Annotated in this window: 17 protein-coding genes; 9 read left to right on the top strand and 8 right to left on the bottom strand. The window is 73.8% G+C overall.

The window, feature by feature from the left end:
* Nucleotides 1–23: 23 nt before the first annotated feature.
* From ACFVSN_RS10290 to ACFVSN_RS10300, 3 genes are all read right to left on the bottom strand, one after another.
* Nucleotides 24–773, bottom strand: coding sequence for a hypothetical protein (locus tag ACFVSN_RS10290; protein ID WP_387954469.1), 750 nt, complete (start codon nt 771–773; stop codon nt 24–26).
* Nucleotides 774–847: 74 nt separating this feature from the next.
* Nucleotides 848–1,582 carry a hypothetical protein gene (locus ACFVSN_RS10295; RefSeq protein ID WP_387954471.1) on the bottom strand — a complete coding sequence of 245 codons (735 nt, stop codon included), beginning with the start codon at nt 1,580–1,582 and terminating at the stop codon, nt 848–850.
* A 23-nt stretch (nt 1,583–1,605) separates the two neighbouring features.
* A complete protein-coding gene (locus ACFVSN_RS10300; RefSeq protein ID WP_387589983.1) occupies nt 1,606–2,580 on the bottom strand; it encodes an ATP-binding cassette domain-containing protein in 975 nt (324 codons plus the stop codon).
* Between the two features lie 197 nt (nt 2,581–2,777).
* Here ACFVSN_RS10300 and ACFVSN_RS10305 point away from each other — a divergent pair, with 197 nt between their 5' ends.
* On the top strand, nt 2,778–4,067 hold the full coding sequence (locus ACFVSN_RS10305) for a sensor histidine kinase (RefSeq protein WP_387954473.1): 1,290 nt from the start codon (nt 2,778–2,780) through the stop codon (nt 4,065–4,067).
* Nucleotides 4,067–4,780: a response regulator gene (locus ACFVSN_RS10310; RefSeq protein WP_380437357.1), complete on the top strand. Its 714-nt coding sequence runs from the start codon at nt 4,067–4,069 to the stop codon at nt 4,778–4,780. The genes ACFVSN_RS10305 and ACFVSN_RS10310 overlap by 1 nt, the downstream gene beginning before the upstream one ends.
* A 103-nt stretch (nt 4,781–4,883) precedes the next feature.
* Here ACFVSN_RS10310 and ACFVSN_RS10315 read toward each other — a convergent pair whose 3' ends face one another.
* The 3 genes from ACFVSN_RS10315 to modA all read right to left on the bottom strand — a co-directional run bounded on the left by ACFVSN_RS10315 (nt 4,884) and on the right by modA (nt 7,900).
* Nucleotides 4,884–6,023, bottom strand: coding sequence for an ABC transporter ATP-binding protein (locus ACFVSN_RS10315; protein ID WP_387954475.1), 1,140 nt, complete (start codon nt 6,021–6,023; stop codon nt 4,884–4,886).
* Between the two features lie 57 nt (nt 6,024–6,080).
* On the bottom strand, nt 6,081–6,962 hold the full coding sequence (locus tag ACFVSN_RS10320) for an ABC transporter permease (protein ID WP_380500001.1): 882 nt from the start codon (nt 6,960–6,962) through the stop codon (nt 6,081–6,083).
* 74 nt (nt 6,963–7,036) lie between these two features.
* Nucleotides 7,037–7,900 (bottom strand): molybdate ABC transporter substrate-binding protein, encoded by an 864-nt coding sequence (modA, locus tag ACFVSN_RS10325; protein ID WP_380437270.1) that lies wholly within the window; start codon nt 7,898–7,900, stop codon nt 7,037–7,039.
* A 441-nt stretch (nt 7,901–8,341) separates the two neighbouring features.
* Here modA and ACFVSN_RS10330 point away from each other — a divergent pair, with 441 nt between their 5' ends.
* From ACFVSN_RS10330 to ACFVSN_RS10340, 3 genes are all read left to right on the top strand, one after another.
* Nucleotides 8,342–9,409 carry an RNA ligase (ATP) gene (locus tag ACFVSN_RS10330; protein ID WP_380437268.1) on the top strand — a complete coding sequence of 356 codons (1,068 nt, stop codon included), beginning with the start codon at nt 8,342–8,344 and terminating at the stop codon, nt 9,407–9,409.
* A 253-nt stretch (nt 9,410–9,662) separates the two neighbouring features.
* Nucleotides 9,663–11,048: a cytochrome P450 gene (locus ACFVSN_RS10335; RefSeq protein ID WP_380437266.1), complete on the top strand. Its 1,386-nt coding sequence runs from the start codon at nt 9,663–9,665 to the stop codon at nt 11,046–11,048.
* Between the two features lie 366 nt (nt 11,049–11,414).
* On the top strand, nt 11,415–12,239 hold the full coding sequence (locus ACFVSN_RS10340) for an MHYT domain-containing protein (RefSeq protein ID WP_387954478.1): 825 nt from the start codon (nt 11,415–11,417) through the stop codon (nt 12,237–12,239).
* 87 nt (nt 12,240–12,326) lie between these two features.
* On the opposite strand, the gene ACFVSN_RS10345 is transcribed toward ACFVSN_RS10340, so the two are convergent.
* A complete protein-coding gene (locus ACFVSN_RS10345) occupies nt 12,327–12,695 on the bottom strand; it encodes a hypothetical protein (RefSeq protein ID WP_387954480.1) in 369 nt (122 codons plus the stop codon).
* Nucleotides 12,696–12,951: 256 nt separating this feature from the next.
* On the opposite strand from ACFVSN_RS10345, the gene ACFVSN_RS10350 reads away from it, so the two are divergent.
* Together ACFVSN_RS10350 and ACFVSN_RS10355 are read left to right on the top strand one after the other, a co-directional pair.
* Nucleotides 12,952–13,641 (top strand): RNA polymerase sigma factor, encoded by a 690-nt coding sequence (locus ACFVSN_RS10350; RefSeq protein WP_387954482.1) that lies wholly within the window; start codon nt 12,952–12,954, stop codon nt 13,639–13,641.
* Nucleotides 13,642–13,646: 5 nt separating this feature from the next.
* A complete protein-coding gene (locus tag ACFVSN_RS10355; protein WP_380499911.1) occupies nt 13,647–14,603 on the top strand; it encodes a hypothetical protein in 957 nt (318 codons plus the stop codon).
* A 259-nt stretch (nt 14,604–14,862) separates the two neighbouring features.
* Here the strand turns inward: ACFVSN_RS10355 and ACFVSN_RS10360 are convergent, their stop codons facing one another.
* Nucleotides 14,863–16,332: a cation:dicarboxylate symporter family transporter gene (locus ACFVSN_RS10360; protein ID WP_387954484.1), complete on the bottom strand. Its 1,470-nt coding sequence runs from the start codon at nt 16,330–16,332 to the stop codon at nt 14,863–14,865.
* A gap of 193 nt (nt 16,333–16,525) precedes the next feature.
* On the opposite strand from ACFVSN_RS10360, the gene ACFVSN_RS10365 reads away from it, so the two are divergent.
* Both ACFVSN_RS10365 and ACFVSN_RS10370 read left to right on the top strand, forming a co-directional pair.
* Nucleotides 16,526–18,343: an ATP-binding protein gene (locus ACFVSN_RS10365; RefSeq protein ID WP_387954486.1), complete on the top strand. Its 1,818-nt coding sequence runs from the start codon at nt 16,526–16,528 to the stop codon at nt 18,341–18,343.
* 59 nt (nt 18,344–18,402) lie between these two features.
* Nucleotides 18,403–19,116, top strand: coding sequence for a response regulator (locus tag ACFVSN_RS10370; protein WP_380490092.1), 714 nt, complete (start codon nt 18,403–18,405; stop codon nt 19,114–19,116).
* The last annotated feature ends 228 nt before the right edge of the window (nt 19,117–19,344 follow it).

The following is a 19,344-nucleotide window of genomic DNA, read 5'->3' on the forward strand; positions in this document are numbered from 1 at the left end:
GCCGACGTGCAACCCGAAAGTTGCTAGTGGCCCGACGCCTCGTACCGCCGCATCGCCCGCAGTCCGCCGTAGGCCGCGGCGGCCGTCCACGCGGTCATGATCAGCAGGCCCGTCCAGTGGCCGTAGTGGATGCCCGGCTCGGTCCGGGTGCGCATCGCGTACAGGCCCGCGCGGTCGGGGAGGAACTGGCCGGCCTCACGTACGCCGGGGATGGCCGCCAGCCACGTCGTGCCGAGGAAGACCATCGGCGGGATCAGGCCGAGGGCGGCGCTGAGGTTTCCGAGCATCGCCGTCAGTCCGAGGCAGAGGGTGACCAGCAGCGGGTGGTAGGCCACGCCGGCCAGGAAGCTGCGGGCGAGGCCCGGGGTGGAGAGGTCGAGGCCGGTGGTCGCGGCGGTCGCGGCGAACGAGCCTGCGGTGGAGGCCAGTCCGAGCAACAGGCCGAGCCAGGCGCCCACGGCGAGCTTCGCGCCGTACAGGCGTCCGCGTGACGGGATGGCGGTCAGGGAGGTGCCGATCATGCGGGTGTTGAACTCCTGGCCGATCAACAGGACGCCGAGGCAGGCCACGCCCACGTGGCCGAACAGCAGCCCGTAGTGGATCGTCGCGGCCGGGTCCTTGCCGGGTGGTGCAGGGTCCCGCCCGGACGCGGCGCCGACGGCGGCGGTGATGCCGACGGTCAGCGCCAGGGTGACCAGCGGCGCCGCCCATTGGGACGGCAGCGTGGTGAACTTGATCCGTTCGGCTCGCAGTGCGTGGTGCGTGGCGGTCATGACGGTCCTTGGTTTCCAGAGCAGTTGGCGCGCTCGTGGTCGGCGCTCTGTGGTCCATGGGCGGTGGCCCGTGGTCAGGCGGCGCGGCGTCGCAGGGCGTGCAGGCCCGCGTACGCGGCGGCGCCCGCCCAGAGTGCCGCGATCAGCAGGCCCGTCCAGTGTCCGTAGGCGACCTGCGGGTCGGCGGTGTAGTGCAGCGCGTACTGGCCGGCGCGGTCGGGCAGGAACTGCACCACCCGGTCTGCTCCCGGGATGCCGCCGAGGAGCGGCGAGAGCAGGAAGACGGTCGGGGCCAGCAGGCCCATGGCGGCGGTGAGGTTGCCGAGCAGGGACGTCACTCCGAGGCAGAACACCGTCAGGAGTGCGGGGTAGAGCACACCGGCGGTGGCGCTGCGCACCAGAGCCGGCCCGGTCCACTCGCCGGGGACGGTGGCGGCGTACCCGGCGAACGCGCCCGCCGTCCCGACCATGCCGACGACGAGGGCGGCCGCGGTTGCGAGGGTGAGCTTCGCGCCGTACAGGTGTCCGCGTGACGGGATGGCGGTCAGGGAGGTGCCGATCATGCGGGTATTGAACTCCAGACCGATCAGCAGGATGCCGAAGCAAGCCACCGGTAACTGGCCGAAGTTGAGGCCGTAGTAGACGCCGGAGCCGGGGTCGTCGGTGAGGTGGGGCTCCGTGCCGCCGAGCGCGGCGCCGACCGCAGTGGTGATGCCGGGGGTCAGGAGGAGCGCGAGCAGGGGCGGGATCCAGAGCGATGGCAGGGTGGTGAACTTGATGCGTTCGGCGCGAAGGGCGTGTCGAAACACGCTTCCAGCGTTGGTGGTTGAGCTCATGTTGCGGCCGCCGAGCTGGCGCGGTACTCGACGCTCTCTGTCGTCATCCGCATGAACGCCTCTTCCAGGGAGTCCTGTTGGAGGGCGATCTCGTACAGGACCACACCGTGCTCGGCGGCGAGTGCGGCGATCCGTTCCGGTTCCGCCCCGCTCACCTCCCAGGCTCCGTCGTCCACTTGGGTCGCCGCGATGCCGTCCGCGGCCAGCCGGTCCGCGGTCAGTCGGTGCGCGTCGTCGTCGCCGAACAGTGCGGCGAGCTTCGTCGCATCGACGGCGCGGACGCGCACCCGGGGGCGGCCGTGGCGCTCGATGAACTCGGCCGTCGGGGCGTCCCCGAGCAGGCGACCGCGGCCGATCACCACCAAGTGGTCGGCGGTGAGCGCCATTTCGGACATCAGGTGGGAGGACACCAGCACCGCCCGCCCCTCGGCGGCGAGCTCGCGCAGCAGAGTGCGGATCCAGCGGATGCCCTCGGGGTCGAGGCCGTTCACCGGCTCGTCCAGCATCAGGACGGGCGGGTCGCCGAGCAGGGCCGCGGCCACCCCGAGGCGCTGGCGCATGCCGAGTGAGAAGCCGCGGATCCGGCGGGTGGCGGCGTCGGCCAGTCCGGACTGCGCGAGCACCTCGTCCACCCTCTGCTCCGGAAGGCCGTTGCTCGCGGCGAGCCAGCGCAGGTGGCCGCGTGCGGTCCGTCCACCGTGCAGTGCGTGGGCGTCGAGCAGGGCTCCCACCCGCCGCAGGGGGTAAGCCAGTTCGGCGTACGGGCGGCCTCCGGCCGGGCCGCCGCCGCCGATCAGCGCGCGGCCGGCGGTCGGGCGCTCCAGGCCAAGGACCAGGCGCATCGTCGTGCTCTTCCCGGCGCCGTTCGGGCCGAGGAAGCCGGTGACGACGCCGGGCCGGACAATGAAGGACAGGTCGTCGACGACCCGCCTGCCCTCGTACTCCTTCGTGAGGCCCTGGATCTCGATCACGGCCGCGCGCTCCTTCCTGCCGTACCTCTTTGTTCCTCTCGCCGGGCCCGAAGGCGTTCCGGCCGGGCGCCCGTGCCGGTCCTCCGGCGGGTGGCTCCATTGGACCGGGGCGGGCCGGTCCGGCGGATCCCGCCGCGGAGGGGATGCGCCTCCCTCTCGGGAGGGAGCCGGTCGTGCACCGGCGAGGGACGCCAAGGGTGGTGCTGACCTGGCAGGATGACGCAATGCCGAGGTTCATAGCGCCGCTGCTCGCGGGCGCCACGTACGCGCGCTGGCTGCATCTGCTGATCGGGTGGGTCTTCGCGGGCGTCGTCCTGATGATCTATCCCGGGACGTACCGGAAGGGCCTCGCCGAGATCCTGGCGCAGAGTGTCGCAGTGGACGCCGTCCTGCTGGCGCTCGTCGCGCTGGTGCCCGCGATGCGCCGTGCGGAGGGCGTCCAGGCGCGGCTGCTGCTGGTGCCGGACCGCGAGGAGGACATCGCCGCCGAACCGTCCCGCACCTGGGCCGACCGGCGGCGCACGGCCGCCTGGCTGATCGGGCGCGTCGCGCTCGGAACGGTGACGGGGTTCGCGTCGGTGGCCGTGCTCACCGCCGTCTATGCGCTACTGACCGGATCCGACACGGCCTTCGCCGGGCTCCGACTTCCCGACGCACTGGGGTGGTTCTGGCGACCGCTGGCGGCACCGGTGCTGCTCTTCGGCTACGGCTGGCTGGTTGTCTGGGCCGGGCGGCTTCAACTGGCGATGGCCATAGGGCTGCTGAGCCCATCACCGGCGGAGCGCCTTGCGGAGGCCGAACTACGGGCCGAACGCCTGTTGGAACGCAACCGGTTGGCCCGCGATCTGCACGACTCCATCGGCCACGCCCTGACGGTGACGGTGCTTCAGGCCGGTGCCGCGCGCGAGCTCGGAGATCCGGCGTTCGCCGCCAAGGCGCTCGTAGTCATCGAGGAGACCGGCCGCAGGGCCATGGACGACCTCGAACGGACGCTCGTCTTGCTGCGCGAGGCTCCGGACGGAACGGCCGCCGAGAATCCGGGCGTTGAGCACCTTTCTTCCCTCTTCGACACCGCGCGGGCGGCGGGGAACCCGGTCGACGTGTCGATCGACGTGCCCGCCGGCGTCCTGCCCGGGGTGCTGTCCCGCGAGTCCTACCGGATTGTCCAGGAAGGGCTGACCAACGCCCTCAAGTACGCGCCGGGCGAGCCGGTCAGCGTCCGGATCGCCGTCCGGGACGGGCGGTTGGAGCTGCGCTGCGCCAACCTGTTGCGCAACGACTCACGCGCGCGCGGCGGTTCATCGGCTCGGGGTGCCGCGCCGGGCGGCCGCGGCGGGAAGGGGCTGCGCGGGATCCGCGAACGGGCCGTCCTGCTCGGGGGCGAGGCCACGGCGGGGACTGCGGCGACAGCGGGGCAGGGCGGGGGCGGCGACGGTCCTGGTGAATGGGTGCTCGCCGTCCGGCTGCCCCTACGCTTGGGATCGTGATGATCAACAACGGGCGCGCCGCCGGGACCGTCGACATCGTGCTCGCCGACGACGAGGAGCTCGTCCGGGCCGGCCTGCGGGCCGTCCTGGAAGCACAGGGCGACCTGCGGGTGGTCGGCGAGGCGGCCGACGGCGCCGAGGCAGTGGCACTCGCCCGCGCGCTGCGCCCGGACGTCGTGCTGATGGACGTCCGGATGCCCGTCCTGGACGGCCTGGCCGCGACCCGCGAACTCGTCCGGCCCCGGGCGGCGGCGCACCCGGATGGTCCGGGGGCCCCGGAGGAGCGGCTGCCGAGGATCCTCGTCGTCACCACCTTCGAGAACGACGACTACGTCTACCAGGCCCTGCGCGCGGGCGCGGACGGCTTCCTGCTGAAGCGCTCCCGCCCGGCCGAGATCGTCCACGCCGTGCGGCTCGTGGTGGCCGGGGAGTCGCTGCTCTTCCCGGCCTCGATCCGCCGCCTCGCCGCCGGCCACGGCAACACGGCGGCCCGCGCCGCGTTGGCGAGGGCGGCCCTGACCGAGCGCGAGGCGGAGGTGCTGCGGCTGGTCGCCCGGGGGCTCAGCAACGGCGAGATCGCCGACCGGCTCTTCGTCGGCGTGCAGACGGTCAAGACGCACGTCAGCAGCGTCCTCGCGAAGCTCGGCGCGCGCGACCGCACGCAGGCGGTCATCGCGGCGTACGAATCAGGGTTCGTCGAGCCGGCGGAGTAGCAGCCTCGGAGTCCAAATCTCGGAGGACAAGTCTCGGAATAGGCGTCTCGGGGCGTCTCGGGCGGGGGTAGGGGCAGGGGGCGGCGCGGCGCGGGCCCCTGCCTCAGGCCGGGTAGGCGTGCGTCTGGGCGGCCTTGACCGACGCCCACACCGTGGTGCCGGGCGCCAGGTCGAGCTCCGCGACCGCGGCCGGGGTGAGGTCCGCCGCCATCGGCAGCTCGCCGGTCAGGTCCGCGCGGACCTGGTCGCCGTGCAGGTCCAGCCCGACGACCTTGGCCTCCCACACGTTGCGCGCGCTGGAGTCGGGCCGCTCCCGGTGCAGCGTCACCGCGGACGGCGGGAACGCGACGAACGCCGGACCGGACAACTCCTCGGTGGTGGCCAGCACCGTGCCGTCCGCCAGCTCGACCCGCCGGCCGTCCGCCCGTCCCTGGTACAGATTGAGGCCGACCAGGCGGGCGATGTAGTCGGTGCGCGGCCGCCGGGCGATCTCCGCCGGGGTACCGGACTGCACCTCCTGGCCCCCCTCGATCACCACCAGCCGGTCCGCCAGCACCATGGCGTCCAGCGGGTCGTGCGTCACCAGCACCGCGACCGCCTCGAACTCGGCCAGGTGACGCCGGAGTTGGGAGCGGACGTCGAGGCGGGTGCGGGCGTCCAGGGCGGCCAGGGGCTCGTCCAGCAGGAGCAGCCGCGGGCGCACCGCCAGCGCCCGCGCGAGGGCCACGCGCTGCGCCTGCCCGCCGGAGAGGCCGCCGGGACGGGAGGCGGACTGGTCCGCCAGGCCCATCCGCTCCAGCCAGACGGCCGCCTCGGCGCGGGCCTCGCGCTTGGGACGGCCCTGGCAGCGCGGGCCGAAGGCGACGTTGTCGAGCGCGCTGAGGTGCGGGAAGAGCAGGTAGTCCTGGAACACCACACCGACCGGGCGCTCCTCGGCGGGGGTGTGGACGTGGCGCGCGGGGTCCGCCAGCAGGGCGCCGTCCAGGCGCAGGTGGCCGCCGGTGAGCGGGAGCAGCCCGGCGAGGGCGCGCAGGGCGGTGGACTTGCCGGCGCCGTTCGGGCCGAGCAGGGCGATCACCTCCCCGGGCGCGGCGCTGAGTGCCAGGTCGAGCGTGAACGCGGCCCGCTCGATCCGCAGCCGGGCGTCGAGGGCGGGCGCTGGACGTCCGGGCACGGGGCTTTCGGTGGCCGGGTTTCCTGGGGCCGGGTTCGGCTGAGCGGGGTTCACGGGTCCTGGGTTCATCCGGGCGGCGTCCATGGGGCGGGGGAGAGGGAAGGGACGGAAGCGGTCATGGGGTGGTCACGGCGTGGTGGACATCCACCGGTCGCGCAGACCGACCAGGACGGCGACGGACACCGCGAGCAGCACCAGGGACAGTGCGATCGCCGCCTCCGGGTCGGACTCCATGGCGAGGTAGACGGCCAGCGGCATGGTCTGGGTCTTCCCGGGGAAGTTGCCCGCGAACGTGATCGTCGCGCCGAACTCGCCGAGCGCCCGGGCCCACGCGAGCACGGCTCCGGCGGCGATGCCAGGCGCGATCAGCGGCAGCGTGACACGGCGGAAGGCCGTCAGCCGGGACGCGCCCAGGGTCGCCGCGGCCTCCTCGTAACGGGGGTCGGCGGCGCGCAGCGCGCCCTCGACGCTGATCACCAGGAACGGCATCGCGACGAATGCCTCGGCGATCACCACGCCGGTGGTGGTGAACGGCAGGGTGATGCCGAACGCCGAGTCCAGCCACGAGCCGACGATCCCGCGCCGCCCGAGGACCAGCAGCAGCGCCACGCCGCCGACCACCGGCGGCAGCACCAGCGGCAGCGTGACCAGCGCCCGGATGACCCGTCGGCCGGGCAGCTCCGTGCGGGCGAGCAGCCACGCCAACGGGACGCCGAGGACCAGCGACACCGTGGTGGCGAGCGTCGCGCAGATGAGGGACAGCCGCAGGGCGTCCCAGACGGCGGTGCTGGTCAGCTCCTCGGAGAGGGCGCTCCACGGGGCGCGGACCAGCAGGCCGACGAGCGGGAGGATCAGGAACGCCAGCCCGAGCAGCGCCGGGAGCAGCAGCGTGGCCGGGACGCGCGGCGCGTGCCGGCGTCGGCGCGGTCCCTTCCTGGCACGGGACGGCGTAGCGGGCGTGCCGGGCGTGCCGGGCGTGCTGCCGAGAGTGCCGGTTGCGCGGGCCAGGTCGGCGGCTGGGCGGGCGCCGGCCGGGGTGTCCCCGTGGCCGGTGCCCGCCCCGGTGCCGTTGTCTCGGCCGCTCACGGTGCCTGGAAGCCCGCCGCGGTCAGGACCTGCTTGGCCTCGGGCGACTGCACGTAGGCGACGAACGCGGCGGCGCCGTCCTTGTTCGGGGCCTTGGCCAGCGTGGCGATCGGGTAGTCGTTCACGGCCTTGGCGGCCTCGGGGAAGTCCACGCCGTCGATCTTGCCCGCGTCGGCCTTCACGTCGGTCTGGTAGACGAGGGAGGCGTCGACCTCGCCGAGCTCGACCTTCGTGAGCGCGCCCTTGACGTCCTGTTCGAGGGTGACGGGGGTCAGGTTGACGCCGGCGGCCTGCAGCGCCGTCAGGGCGGCGGCGCCGCACGGCACCTCCTTGGCGCACAGCGCGACCTTCACGCCGGAGGTGGTGAGGTCCTTCAGCCCGGTGATGTGCTTGGGGTTGCCCTTGGGCACGGCGATGGTGAGCGTGTTCTTGACGAAGGTGGCCGGCGTGCCGCTCGCGCCGCCCGCGTCCGTCACGGTCTTCATGGTGGCCGGGCTGGCGGCGGCGAACACGTCGGCCGGGGCACCGGAGTTGATGCTGGTGGCGAGGCTGGAGCTGCCGCCGAAGTTGAACGTGACCTTGGCGCCCGGGTTCGCGGCCTCGAACTTCTTGCCGAGCTCGGTGAAGGTCTCCTTGAGCGAGGCGGCGGCGAAGACGGTGATGTTGCCGGTGGCCTTCGGGACCGAGCCCGCGCTCGCCGTGCCGCCGGCCGCCGCCGAGCCCGCGGAGGCCGCCGGGGTCGTCGCGCCGGCCGAGGACTTGCCGCCGTCGCTGCCACACGCGGTGACCCCGAGGCTGAGGACGAGGGCCGCGGCGGCGGCGACGGCGAGTCTGCGGGTGGTGGTCGTGCGGGAGCCCATCGGTGCTTCCCTTCCTCGGCGCGCGCCGGAAGGGGCGCGGGGATGAGGCCGCAGGTGCGGCCGTTACGGTGATCATAGTGCCGCAGATGCGAGCGGAAAATCGTCTGTCACATTGCACAGGCGAGGCGTGGCGAGGGTGTCTTCCCAACTGTGGGAAGGCTCAAACGTGCACGGACGGTGGTGTCGGGGTGGCCCTGGGGTGGTCCTGGGGCGCACTGGGGGTGCGGCCGCGGATCGGGCGCTGCCGGAGAGCAGCAGGGGAAGGCGCACGGCGGAAGGCATGAGGTGGAAGGCATGCGGCGGAAGGTGCACGGCGGAGGGCCCACGGCAGGGGCGCGCTGAAATTCCGTCGCGCCCGGTGGTCCGAGCCGACAGAGTGGTGGCGGTCCGCGCCCGGCCACCCGGCCGGGTGCACCGAGAACCACGGGGAGGAGCCCGTCCATGTCCACGCTGCGCGTCACCGCCGAGAAGCTGGTCGTCCTGGAACACCCGAACGCCGACGCCCTGGAGCTTGCGCAGGTCGGGCTCTACCGGGCGGTGGTCGCGAAGGGCGTGTACCGGACCGGCGACTACGCCGTCTACATCCCCGAACAGTCCGTGCTCCCCGAGGAACTGATCGCGGAACTCGGCCTGACCGGCAAACTGGCCGGCAGTAAGGCGGACCGCGTGAGGGCCGTCCGGCTGCGCGGCGAACTGTCGCAGGGCATCGTCTGCCGCCCCGCCTCGCTCGCCGGCACCGACCTGGCCGCCGCGGCGGAGCACGGCGAGGACTTCGCCGAGGCCCTCGGGATCGTCAAGTGGCAGCCGCCGATCCCCACGTCGATGAACGGCGACGTCGTCCGCGCGCCCGACCTCCTGCCCTGGGTGGACATCGAGAACCTCAAGCGCTACCCGGACGTCTTCGAGCCCGGCGAGCCCGTCGTGCTCACCGAGAAGCTGCACGGCAGTTGCTGCCTCGTCACCTACACCGCCGCCACCGGTGAGGTGCACGTGTCGTCCAAGGGCATCGGCGCGCAGGGGCTCGCCCTGGTCGAGGACGAGCGCAACCTCTACTGGCGCGCCGTGCGCGCCCACGGCATACCGGACGTGGCCGCCCGACTGGCCGAGCGGCTCGGCGCCGAGCGCGTCGGCATCTTCGGCGAGGTCTTCGGGGTCGGCGTCCAGGACCTGACGTACGGCGCCGCCGGCCGGAGCGAGCTGCCCGGCTACGCCGCGTTCGACGTCTCCGCCGTGGTCGACGGGCAACTGCGCTGGCTGTCCGCGGCCGACCTGCTCGACGGCCGGCTGCCGCTGGTGCCCGAGCTGTGGCGCGGACCGTTCGACCCCGACACGGTGCTGGGGCTCGCGCAGGGCAAGGAGACCGTCTCCGGGCGCGAACTGCACATGCGCGAAGGCGTGGTGATCCGGCCGGTGACCGAGCGCTGGAGCCCGCTGCTCGGGAGCCGGGCGATCGCCAAGGTGGTCGGTGACGCCTACCTGACCCGCAAGGGCGGCACCGAGTACGAGTAGGGGCAGCGGCGGGCTCGGCGGACAGTCTTGCTCGGCGGGTGCGGGTGCGGGAGCCGGTTCGGGAGCCGAGGCCGGTGCGGGAGCCGGAGCCGGTCCGGGAGCCGGAGCCGGAGCCGGAGCGGGGCGAGCGCGGGGGCGAGCGTGTTCGGTACGACCGGGCGCGTTCGATAGGGCGTCCGCCCTCCCCGCGCACCCTTCCGCCGATGATTACCGGTCAGTTAGGTTGTTGGGGCGCCGTGGAGAAGGAGACCCGATGACGATCGCCGCCGCCCCCGCACCTGCCGTCCCGACCCGCTCGATACCCGGACCGCCCGGCCTGCCCCTCATCGGCTCCGGACTCGACATCGGCCGCCGCCCGCTGCGCACCCTGCGCGACGCCCGGCGCGACTACGGCGACCTGGTCCGCTTCCACGTCGGGCCGATCGGCCTCGGCACGGACCTCTACGCGGTGTTCTCCCCCGAGGGCGCCCAGCAGGTGCTCGGCGGCGAGGCCGCCAACTTCCGCAAGGAGAACGCCTTCTACGACGAGCTGCGGACCAGCGTCGGCAACGGCCTGCTCACCAGCCAGGACGACGACTACCAGCGCCAGCGCCGGCTCATCCAGCCGCTGTTCACCCGTCGCCGGGTGGACGGCTACGCGGACGCGATCGCGCTGGAGTCCCGGGCCCTCACGGCGCGCTGGCACGCGGTGCCGGACGGCGTCGTGGACGCGGCGGACGAGATGTCGCGGTTCGCGCTGCGCACGGTGTCGCGGATCCTGTTCGGCGCGGACGTGGAGGAGGCGGTGGCGGTCGTGCACCGCAGCTTCCCGATCCTCGGCGCCTACGTCCAGGACCGGGGCGTCGCCCCGATCCGCCTGCCGCGCCACTGGCCGACCCCGGGCAACCGGCGGGGCGTCGGGGCGCAGCGGGACCTGTACGCGGTCTGCGACCGGATCATCGCCGACCGGGCGGTGCGCGGTGCCGACCCCGACGCGGACGACCTGCTGACGCTGCTGGAGCAGGCGCGCGGCGAGGACGGCGAGCAGCTGGACCGGGACGAACTCCGGGACCAGGTCCTGGTGTTCCTGCTCGCCGGGCACGAGACGACGGCGACCTCGCTCGCCTTCGCCCTGCACTTGCTCGCCGGGCACCCGGAGCAGCGGCGGCTCGCGCAGGAGGAGGCGGAGAAGGTGCTCGGCGGTCGGGCGCCGACTGCCGCGGACCTGGAGGAACTGCCGTACATCACGCGGGTGTTGAAGGAGGCGATGCGCCTCTACCCGGCGGCTTCGCTGATCGGGCGGCGCTCGGTGGAGGAGACGGTCATCGGCGGGCACGTCCTGCCGGGAGGCTCGCAGGTGCTCGTGGTGCCGTGGGTCACCCACCGGCACCCCGACCACTGGGAGGAGCCGGACCGCTTCGACCCGGACCGCTTCCTGCCGGAGCGGGAGAAGGGGCGGCACCGGTACGCGTGGTTCCCGTTCGGGGGCGGTCCGCGGGCGTGCATCGGGCAGCACTTCTCGATGCTGGAGGCGGTGCTGGCGCTGGGCGTGCTGCTGCGGGACTTCGATCTGGAGGTGGTCGACCACCGGGTGGCGCTCGCCCAGGGGATCACGTTGCGGACGGCGAGCCCGATGAGGATCCGGGTGACGCCGCGGTGATCGGGTGAGGGGTGGCAGGGGACAGGGGGCAGGGGCCAAGGGGGCGGGGGCCGGCGAACAGATGACAGATAACAGATGACAGATTTCAACATCTGTCATCTGTTATCTGAAACCTGTTCGCCGTTCGCGGCCGGCTGTTCTCCGCCCGCTGTTCGCCGCTCGCGCGCCCGCCGGTCCGCGGGGCTCTCCGGGCCCAATCGTCCCGAGGTGCACAACCGACCCATTCGAGCACACGGTTCCCGCCCCGCGGGCAGCTTTTCGGATCTTCCGCTGGCCAGTGCCGGTCCTCGGTAGCGTCCCACGCATCCCGGACCGGGGTCGCATGAGCGTCCGGCATATGACGGGGACGGGTCGACCGGAGGTCCCATGGGAAGCGTCAACCACCTCGGCTCCGGCTGGCTGACACCCACGCTCTCGTACGTCCTGGCCTGCGCGGGCGCCGCGCTCGGCCTGCGCTGCACCCTGCGCGGCCTCGCCGCGACCGGCGTCGCCCGCAGGAACCGGCTCCTGACGGCCGCCGCCGCGATCGGCTCGGGCATCTGGGCGATGCACTTCGTCGCCATGTCGGGCTTCGCCGTCGTGGGCACCGAGTTGCGCTACGACGTCCCGCTGACCGTCCTGAGTCTGTTGGTCGCGGTGCTGGTCACCGGGCTGGGCCTGGCCGTCGTCGCCTACCGCGGCCCCCGCGGGCCCGCCCTCCTGGTCGGCGGCCTCATCACCGGCCTCGGCGTCGCCGCGATGCACTACCTCGGCATGGCCGCCGTGCGGATGCGCGCCGGCCTGCGCTACGACTCCGGGACGGTCGCGCTGTCGGTCCTGGTCGCGGTCGGCGCCGCCACCGCCGCGCTCTGGGCCGCCGTCACCATCCGCAACGGCTTCGCGGCGGCCGCCGCCTCGCTGGTCATGGGGCTCGCGGTGAGCTGCATGCACTACACGGGCATGGCCGCCGTCCACGTCCACCTCGAGCCCACCAGGACCGGCCCCGGCGGCGCGAGCCCCATGGAGTTCATCTTCCCGCTCGCCGTCGGTCTCGGCTCCTTCCTCTTCCTCGCCGCGGCCTTCGTCGCGCTCTCCCCACCCGCGCAGGACCGGGCCGGCCGTCGCACGGCGGGCGAACTCGCCATCGAGGAGTTCCCGGCGCCTGCCGCGCCCGCGTCCGCGGACCCCGGCCGGCACGACCGGGCGGCCTGAGGGTGCCCGCGTACGGACGCGGCAGGTGTGCGGGCCGGGTGCCGCCCGGTCGGTGCGGCACCCACGGTCGGACCCGCGTTTCGGGGATCAGCCCCGGCTCTGGAACAGCACGCGGGTCCAGGTCGAGTTCGGGCAGTTGCCCCACACGTCCCACGCCTGCGGCCGCGCGCCGATCCACAGGCCGGTGCTGGACGTGCCGTTGGCGCAGTAGGTGATGGTCCGCAGCTCGCCCGAGTAGATGTCGCACTTCCCCTCCCAGCGCCAGCCGTAGTTGGCCGTGATGACGCAGTGGTAGGAGGCGGTGGCGGCGTCGGCGGCGGAGTTCGGGTCGGCGGTGATGGTCTGGTCGGCCGCGGGGTCGGCGGCGGCGGGCAGGGTGGTCGTCCCGAGGATGCCGAGGGCGGCGGTGGCCGCGGCCCCGACCGTGGTGATCTTCCTGGCGATGCGACCCGGCATGATGGTTCTCCTCGCTCGGTCGTTCGAATCAGGCGGAGTGTCCAGGCCGTCCGGAGCACGGGAGTGTCGGCGGGAGCCGGTTCGAGCCGGTGTTCTGTGGCGAATTCCCGTTCTCCGTAAGGACGATGACGCGTTGCACACGATTGAGCGCGTACAGTGAGACGACGAACTATGATGTGAGCTGAGTCACATGTGTGCGCCTGGTTGGGGCGGGCTCCAGCTGGGTGTTCGGGTGCCGATTTCCGGGGAGAGCGGCATGGCGGAATTGACCGATCGATGTGCCGGCGGACGTGATCCGGTCGGCGAACCGACCGATTTCAACCGGGTGTTCACGGAAATGCTGCCGAGGCTCCACCAGGCGGCCGCCTCGCTCACCGGGAGCCCGTTCGCGGCGGGTGACATCGTCCACGACGCGTACCTGCGGATTGCCCGGCGCCCGGAGCGGTTCCTCGGCCATCCGCAGCCGTACGCCTACGTGTTCACGACGATGGCGAACATCCTGCGCGACCAGTGGCGGCGGGAGCGGCGCCGCGTCACGGTGCCCGAACCGGCGGAGCGGGAGCGGGAGCGCGTGGCGGCCGATCCGTCGGGTGGCGGGATGGCCGAGCTCCAGGCGCGGTGGGAGGTGGTCCGGCTGCTGCGCTGCCTGACGGCCAAGCAGGCCAGGGCGGTGGTCCTGGTGGACCTCGACGGCTACAGCGTCGACGAGGCCGCGGAGCTCCTCGGCCTCCACCGCAGCACGCTGGCGGTCACCCGGCGCCGCGCCCACGTGCGCCTGCGCGCCGTCGTCGAGCGCGAGCGGGCGGCGGCGGGCGAGCGCGGCCGCAGGGGCGTCGGCCGGGGCGGGAAGGGTGGTGAGGCCGGCTGCGGGGGCGGTGTGCGTGCTGCTCCGACGCACCGAACTGACGGCAAGTCAGCTGATGTGACGTCCCGGCCCGTACGCTGAAAATCGTGATCACGTACGAGGACCGCCGTATGCGCGCCCTGGCCGACGAGGGCCGCTGGCCCGAACTGCTGGCCGCCTACCGGCGGGCCCGAGCGGCTTCGGTGGCGCGCTGCGGCGAGCTCTTCGGGGCGGAGGAGGCCGCGCCGCTGGGCCATCTGATCGCGTACGCGGCACCGCCGGAGGTGGCCGTGCGGCTGTTCGACCGGGACGGTGGGCCGGGTGCCGTCGCTGGGCCGGGCGACCACGACGCGGGACCGCTCTGGGAGGTGCTGGCGACCCGGCACTCGTGGCTGAGGCTGGCGCCGCTGCTCGTCCCGGCGCGCGTGCGGCGGCTCGTCGCGCACACGCGGGTGCTGATCGGCGAGGACCTGTCCTACGGCGCCGAGCCCGACCCGGAGGGCGTGCCCATGGTGCTGGAGCCGTGGGAGGCGGCGGGGTGGGGCGAGGGGGTGCGGGTCCGCGACTACCTGCCCCGAGGGGGTGCGCGCAGTGCGGTGCTGACGCTGCCGGCCAGCCGGGAGGGCCTCGGGCCCGTGGCGCTGCCCGACCCGGGGCGGCGACTGCGCGGGCAGCGGGCCACCCGGGTGCTCGCCGAACTGGTGGACTGGGCGGAGGTGGCCTGTGTGCGCGGCCCGGCGCCGCAGGCGGCCGCCCATCTGGCCCGCAGTGGGCTGGTGACCGGCGGGTACCTGCCCTTCGCGCTCGCCGTGCCCGCGCTGGTGCAGGCGGGGGCGGTCGATCCGGCGCGGGGAACGGCGCACGGGCGGCTCGCGCTGTGGCGGGCGCTGGGGGCGATGGCGGGGGCGGACGGCCCGGACCGGGGCGAGGTGAACGCGCTGGTGGCCCGGATGCGGTGCTTCACGTGGTGCGAGCCGGCGGATGGTCTGCGGCACCTGCACCTGGTCCTGGAGGATCCGGCGTGCGGGCTCGCGTGGGCGGTCAGCGGGTCCGAGGAGTTGTGACGGCGGGAGTCGCGGTGGGCGTGGCGGGCGCGGTGGCCGGCGGCCGACAGTGGACGGCGAAGAGTGAACATGGACGGCGAAGGGTGAACGGCGAACATCGGATGGCGAACAGATAACAGCTGACAGATAACAGATGTTGAAATCTGTTATCTGTCAGCTGTCGGTTGCCGCCGTTCAGCCCTCGGCGGCATCCCCGGCCCGGCGCCGTTCCGGGGGTTGGTCAAGCGGCGCCGGGCCGGGGGTGTCAGGGGTGAGGCCGTCAGGCGGCCGCCGGGGCGCCGCTCGCCGCTGGCGCGCCCTCGGGCGCCGGAGCGGGGCTCACGGCCGTCGGCGCCGCGTCCTGGCCGCCGTGCGTGTCGATGAGCGTCCGCTCGTCGAACGGCAGCTCGCCCGCGAGCACCCGGCGCGCCCGCTCCGCGTCGAGCTCGCCCGTCCAGCGTCCGATCAGGACGGTGGCGACCGCGTTGCCCGCGAAGTTGGTCAGCGCCCGGGCCTCCGACATGAACCGGTCGATGCCGACGATCAGCCCGACCCCGTCCACCAGCGCGGGCTTGTGCGACTGCAGTCCGCCGGCCAGCGTGGCGAGCCCGGCGCCGGTGACCCCGGCCGCGCCCTTGCTGGCGATCACCATGAAGACCAGCAGCGACAACTGCTCGCCGATCGACATCGGCTTGTCCATCGCCTCGGAGATGAAGATCGACGCCATGGTGAGGTAGATCGCGGTGCCGTCGAGGTTGAAGCTGTAGCCGGTCGGCACGGTGATGCCGACGACCGGACGGCTGACGCCCAGGTGCTCCATCTTGGCGATGAGGCGCGGCAGCGCGCTCTCGGACGAGGACGTGGAGAGGATCAGCAGGAACTCGCGGCCGAGGTAGCGCAGGAGCGCGAACACGTTGACCCCGGCGACCAGTCGCAGCAGCGCGCCGAGCACCACCACGACGAACAGGGCGCAGGTGACGTAGAAGCCGATCATGATGACGGCGAGGCTCTTGAGCGCCGCCGTGCCGGTCGCCCCGACCACGCCCGCCATGGCGCCGAACGCGCCGATCGGCGCGACCCACATGATCATCGCCATGACCCGGAACACCAGCCGCTGGACGTGCTCGACGCCGCGGAGCACCGGGGCGCCGGCCGGCCCCATCGCCTGAAGGGCGAAGCCGACGAGCAGCGCGACCAGCAGGGTCTGCAGCACCTTGCCCTCGGTGAGGGCCGAGGCCAGGGTGTTCGGGATCATGCCGAGCAGGAAGTCGGAGGTGGACTGCGCGCCGCCGGCCGCCGCCTGCGCGTGGCCCGACTTGGCCAGCGCGGCGGTCAGGTGCAGGCCGCTGCCGGGCTCCAGGAGGTTGCCGACCACGAGCCCGATCGCGAGGGCGACCGTCGACATGGCGAGGAAGTAGCCGATCGCCAGCCCGCCGACCTTGCCGACCTTGGCGGCCTTGGTGACCGAGCCGATGCCGAGCACGATCGTGCAGAAGATGACCGGGCTGATCATCATCTTGATCAGGTTGACGAAGCCCGTCCCGATCGGTTTCAGCTCGACCGCGAACCCCGGGGCGGCCAGGCCGACCACCACGCCGGCGATCACGGCGGCGATGACGGCGAGGTAGAGGTAGTGGGTGCGGTCCCGCTTCGCGGTGGGAGGCTGCGCGGCCCCCTCCGGTGCGCGGCGCCCGTCCGGCTCCTCCTCGCGTCTGCCCCCCGAAGGCTTTGCGGCTCCAGCGATCGACATCTGCGGCTCCTTCGCCCTGCAGTCCTGGCGGCCCCGGGTGGTGGGCCGCTCCGACTATCAGGCCCGGGAGTGATGGAGGTCACGTTTGCGTTCATAGAGTTCGCAAAGGCGCATCAGCACCCGCACCCGCACCCGTCCCGCTGCGGAGCGCGCGCCCCCGGGGTCCGCGGAGCCGTGGTGCACACTGGCAGGCATGTCCGTGCGCACCCCCACCGCCACCGCGCCGCGCCGGCTGCTCCCCGACCCGCGCCGCCTGGTCCGCAGCCTGGCCGGACAGCTGTTCGCCGTCCAGGTCGTCATCGTGGCCGCCGTGGTGGCGGGCGGTGCCGTGCTCGCGTACCTGTTCACCGCCGACCGCACCGAGGAGGCGGCCCGCCGCGAGGTGACCGCCGTCGCCCACGCGGTCGCCGACTCGCCGACCGTCCGCGCCGCGGTCGCCGGGCCCGACCCGACCGCCGTCCTCCAGCCGTACGCCGAGCAGGTCCGCGTCGACACCGGGGTCTCGTTCATCACCGTCATGAACACCGACGGCGTGCGCTGGACCCACCCCCTGCCGGAGCAGATCGGCAAGCGCTTCCTCGGTCACATCGACTGGGCGCTTGCCGGGCAGACCCGCAGCGAGACGTACACCGGCACGCTCGGCCCGTCGGTCCGGGTGGTCACGCCGGTCCTGGACGAGCAGCACCGGGTGATCGCGCTCGTGAGCGTGGGCATCACGTTGGAGAGCATCTCCGAGCAGCTGACCGGCCCGCTGCTGGCGCTGGTCGGGGTGGCGGTGGCCGCGCTCGCGGTCGGCGGGGCCGGCACGTACCTCGCCAACTCCCGTCTGCGCAGGCACACCCACGGCATGGGCCCGGCCGAACTCAGCCACCTCTACGAGTACCACCAGGCGACCCTGCACTCGGTGCGCGAGGGCCTGGTCCTGCTCGACCGCGCCCACCGGGTGGTGCTGTGCAACGATGCCGCCCGCGAACTCCTGGGCCTGGAAGGGACGGTGGAGGGGCGGCCGGTCGCCGGGCTCGGCCTGCCGGAGGCGCTCGTCGCGGCCGTGCTGGGCGACGGCCCGGTCCGCGACGAGGTGCACCTGACCGCCGAACGGGTCGTCGTCCTCAACACCTCCACCATCGGCACCGGCCTCGGCCGCGTGGTCACCCTCCGCGACCACACCGAACTGCAGTCGCTCAGCGGCGAGTTGGACTCCGTGCGCGGCTTCACCGAGGCGCTCGGCGCACAGGCCCACGAGGCCGCCAACCGGCTGCACGCCGTCGTCTCGCTGATCGAACTCGGGCGCCACGAGCAGGCGGTGGAGTTCGCGACCGCCGAACTCGCCCTCGCCCAGCAGCTCACCGACCGGGTCGTCGCCGCCGTCAGCGAACCCGTCCTGGCCGCGCTGCTGCTCGGCAAGGCCGCCCAGGCGGCCGAGCGCGGCGTGGAGCTGACCCTCGCCGAGGACAGCCGCATCGACGACGGCGTCCTGCCGCCCGGTCTCTCCGCCCGCGACCTCATCACCGTCCTCGGCAACCTGATCGACAACGCCGTGGACGCCGCGATCGCCGGCGTCGCCGACAGCCCCGTCCCGCCGGAGGTCACCGTGACGGCGCGGATCGACGACGCGGACGACCACCTGGTGCTGCGCGTCGCCGACACCGGGGCGGGCATCGACCCGGCGGCCGTCGAGGACGTGTTCCGGCGCGGCTGGAGCACCAAGCAGGACGGCCGCGGTCACGGCCTCGGACTGGCCCTCGTCGCGCAGGCCGCGCGGCGCAACGGCGGCACCGTCGAGGTCGGCCGCGAGCGCGGTGCGGTGCTCACCGTCCGGCTGCCCCTCGCGGGGAAGGCCGGCGAAGCGGGGTCGGCAGGCGGCGCAGGGTTGGCGAGTGGCGCAGGGGCGGCAGGCGGCGTAGGGGCGGCAGTCGGCGCAGGGATGGTCGGAGGCGCGGGGACGGTCGGAGGCGCGGGGAAGACCGCCGTCGCGGGAAAGGCGGAGAGAGCGGCGGAGGTGGTCTCGTGACCGCGGGCTTCGGGCCGCCGGACGCCTCCGGGGCCGCCGCCCCGGCCCGGGCCCCCGGCATCCCGGTGCTGATCGTCGAGGACGACCCCGTCGCCGCCGCCGCGCACACCCTCTACGTCGAGCGCGAGCCCGGCTTCCGCGCCGTCGGCACGGTCCACAGCTGCGCCGACGCGCTGCGCTTCCTGGAGCGCGCCCGCGCCGCCGGGACCCCCGTCGGCCTCACCCTGCTCGACCTCTACCTGCCGGACGGCCACGGCCTCCAGCTCTGCCGCACGCTGCGCGCCGCCGGCCACACCACCGACATCATCGCGGTGACCTCGGCCCGCGACCTCGCCATGGTCCGGCAGGCGGTCTCGGCGGGGGTCGTCCAGTACCTGCTGAAACCGTTCAGCGCCGCCGCCCTGCACGACCGCCTCGAACGCTACGCCCGCTACCGGGACAGCCTCGGCCGCACCGGCGAGGCGACCGGCCAGGACGAGGTCGACCAGGCGCTCGCCCTGCTCCGGACGCCCGAGCGGACCGCCCTGCCCAAGGGCCTCAGCGCGCCGACCCTCGACACCGTCGCGGGCGTGCTGCGCGAGGCCGCGACCGGGCTGTCGGCCGCCGCCGCGGGCGCCGCCGCCGGGGTCTCGCGGATCACCGCGCGCCGGTACCTCGAACACCTCGTCGACATCGGGCTCGCCGTGCGCGAGCCGCAGTACGGGAGCGTCGGGCGGCCGGAGCTCTGCTACCGCTGGAAGGCGGGGGACGGGTCGGCCGGGCGCCGCGCGTGACGCCCCGGAGGACCTGGCGTGCGGGGGCCCCCGAGAGCCGGCCGGGAGTCGGCGGCGCAACGCCCCGGAAAAGAAAGCGGCGCAACGCCCCGGAAAAGAAATCCGCCGTGCGGCCGTGACCGCTCGCCCGGGTACTCGTTGGGGAGGGCGGGGAGGTTCACCCGGTTGGGTGGTTCCGGGCACCCCGGGGCGTCCGGCCAGGTCAGGGGCGATAAAGTTAGGCTTACC

Source organism: Kitasatospora sp. NPDC057904, from assembly GCF_042887925.1.
In the GTDB taxonomy this organism is placed as follows: domain Bacteria; phylum Actinomycetota; class Actinomycetes; order Streptomycetales; family Streptomycetaceae; genus Kitasatospora.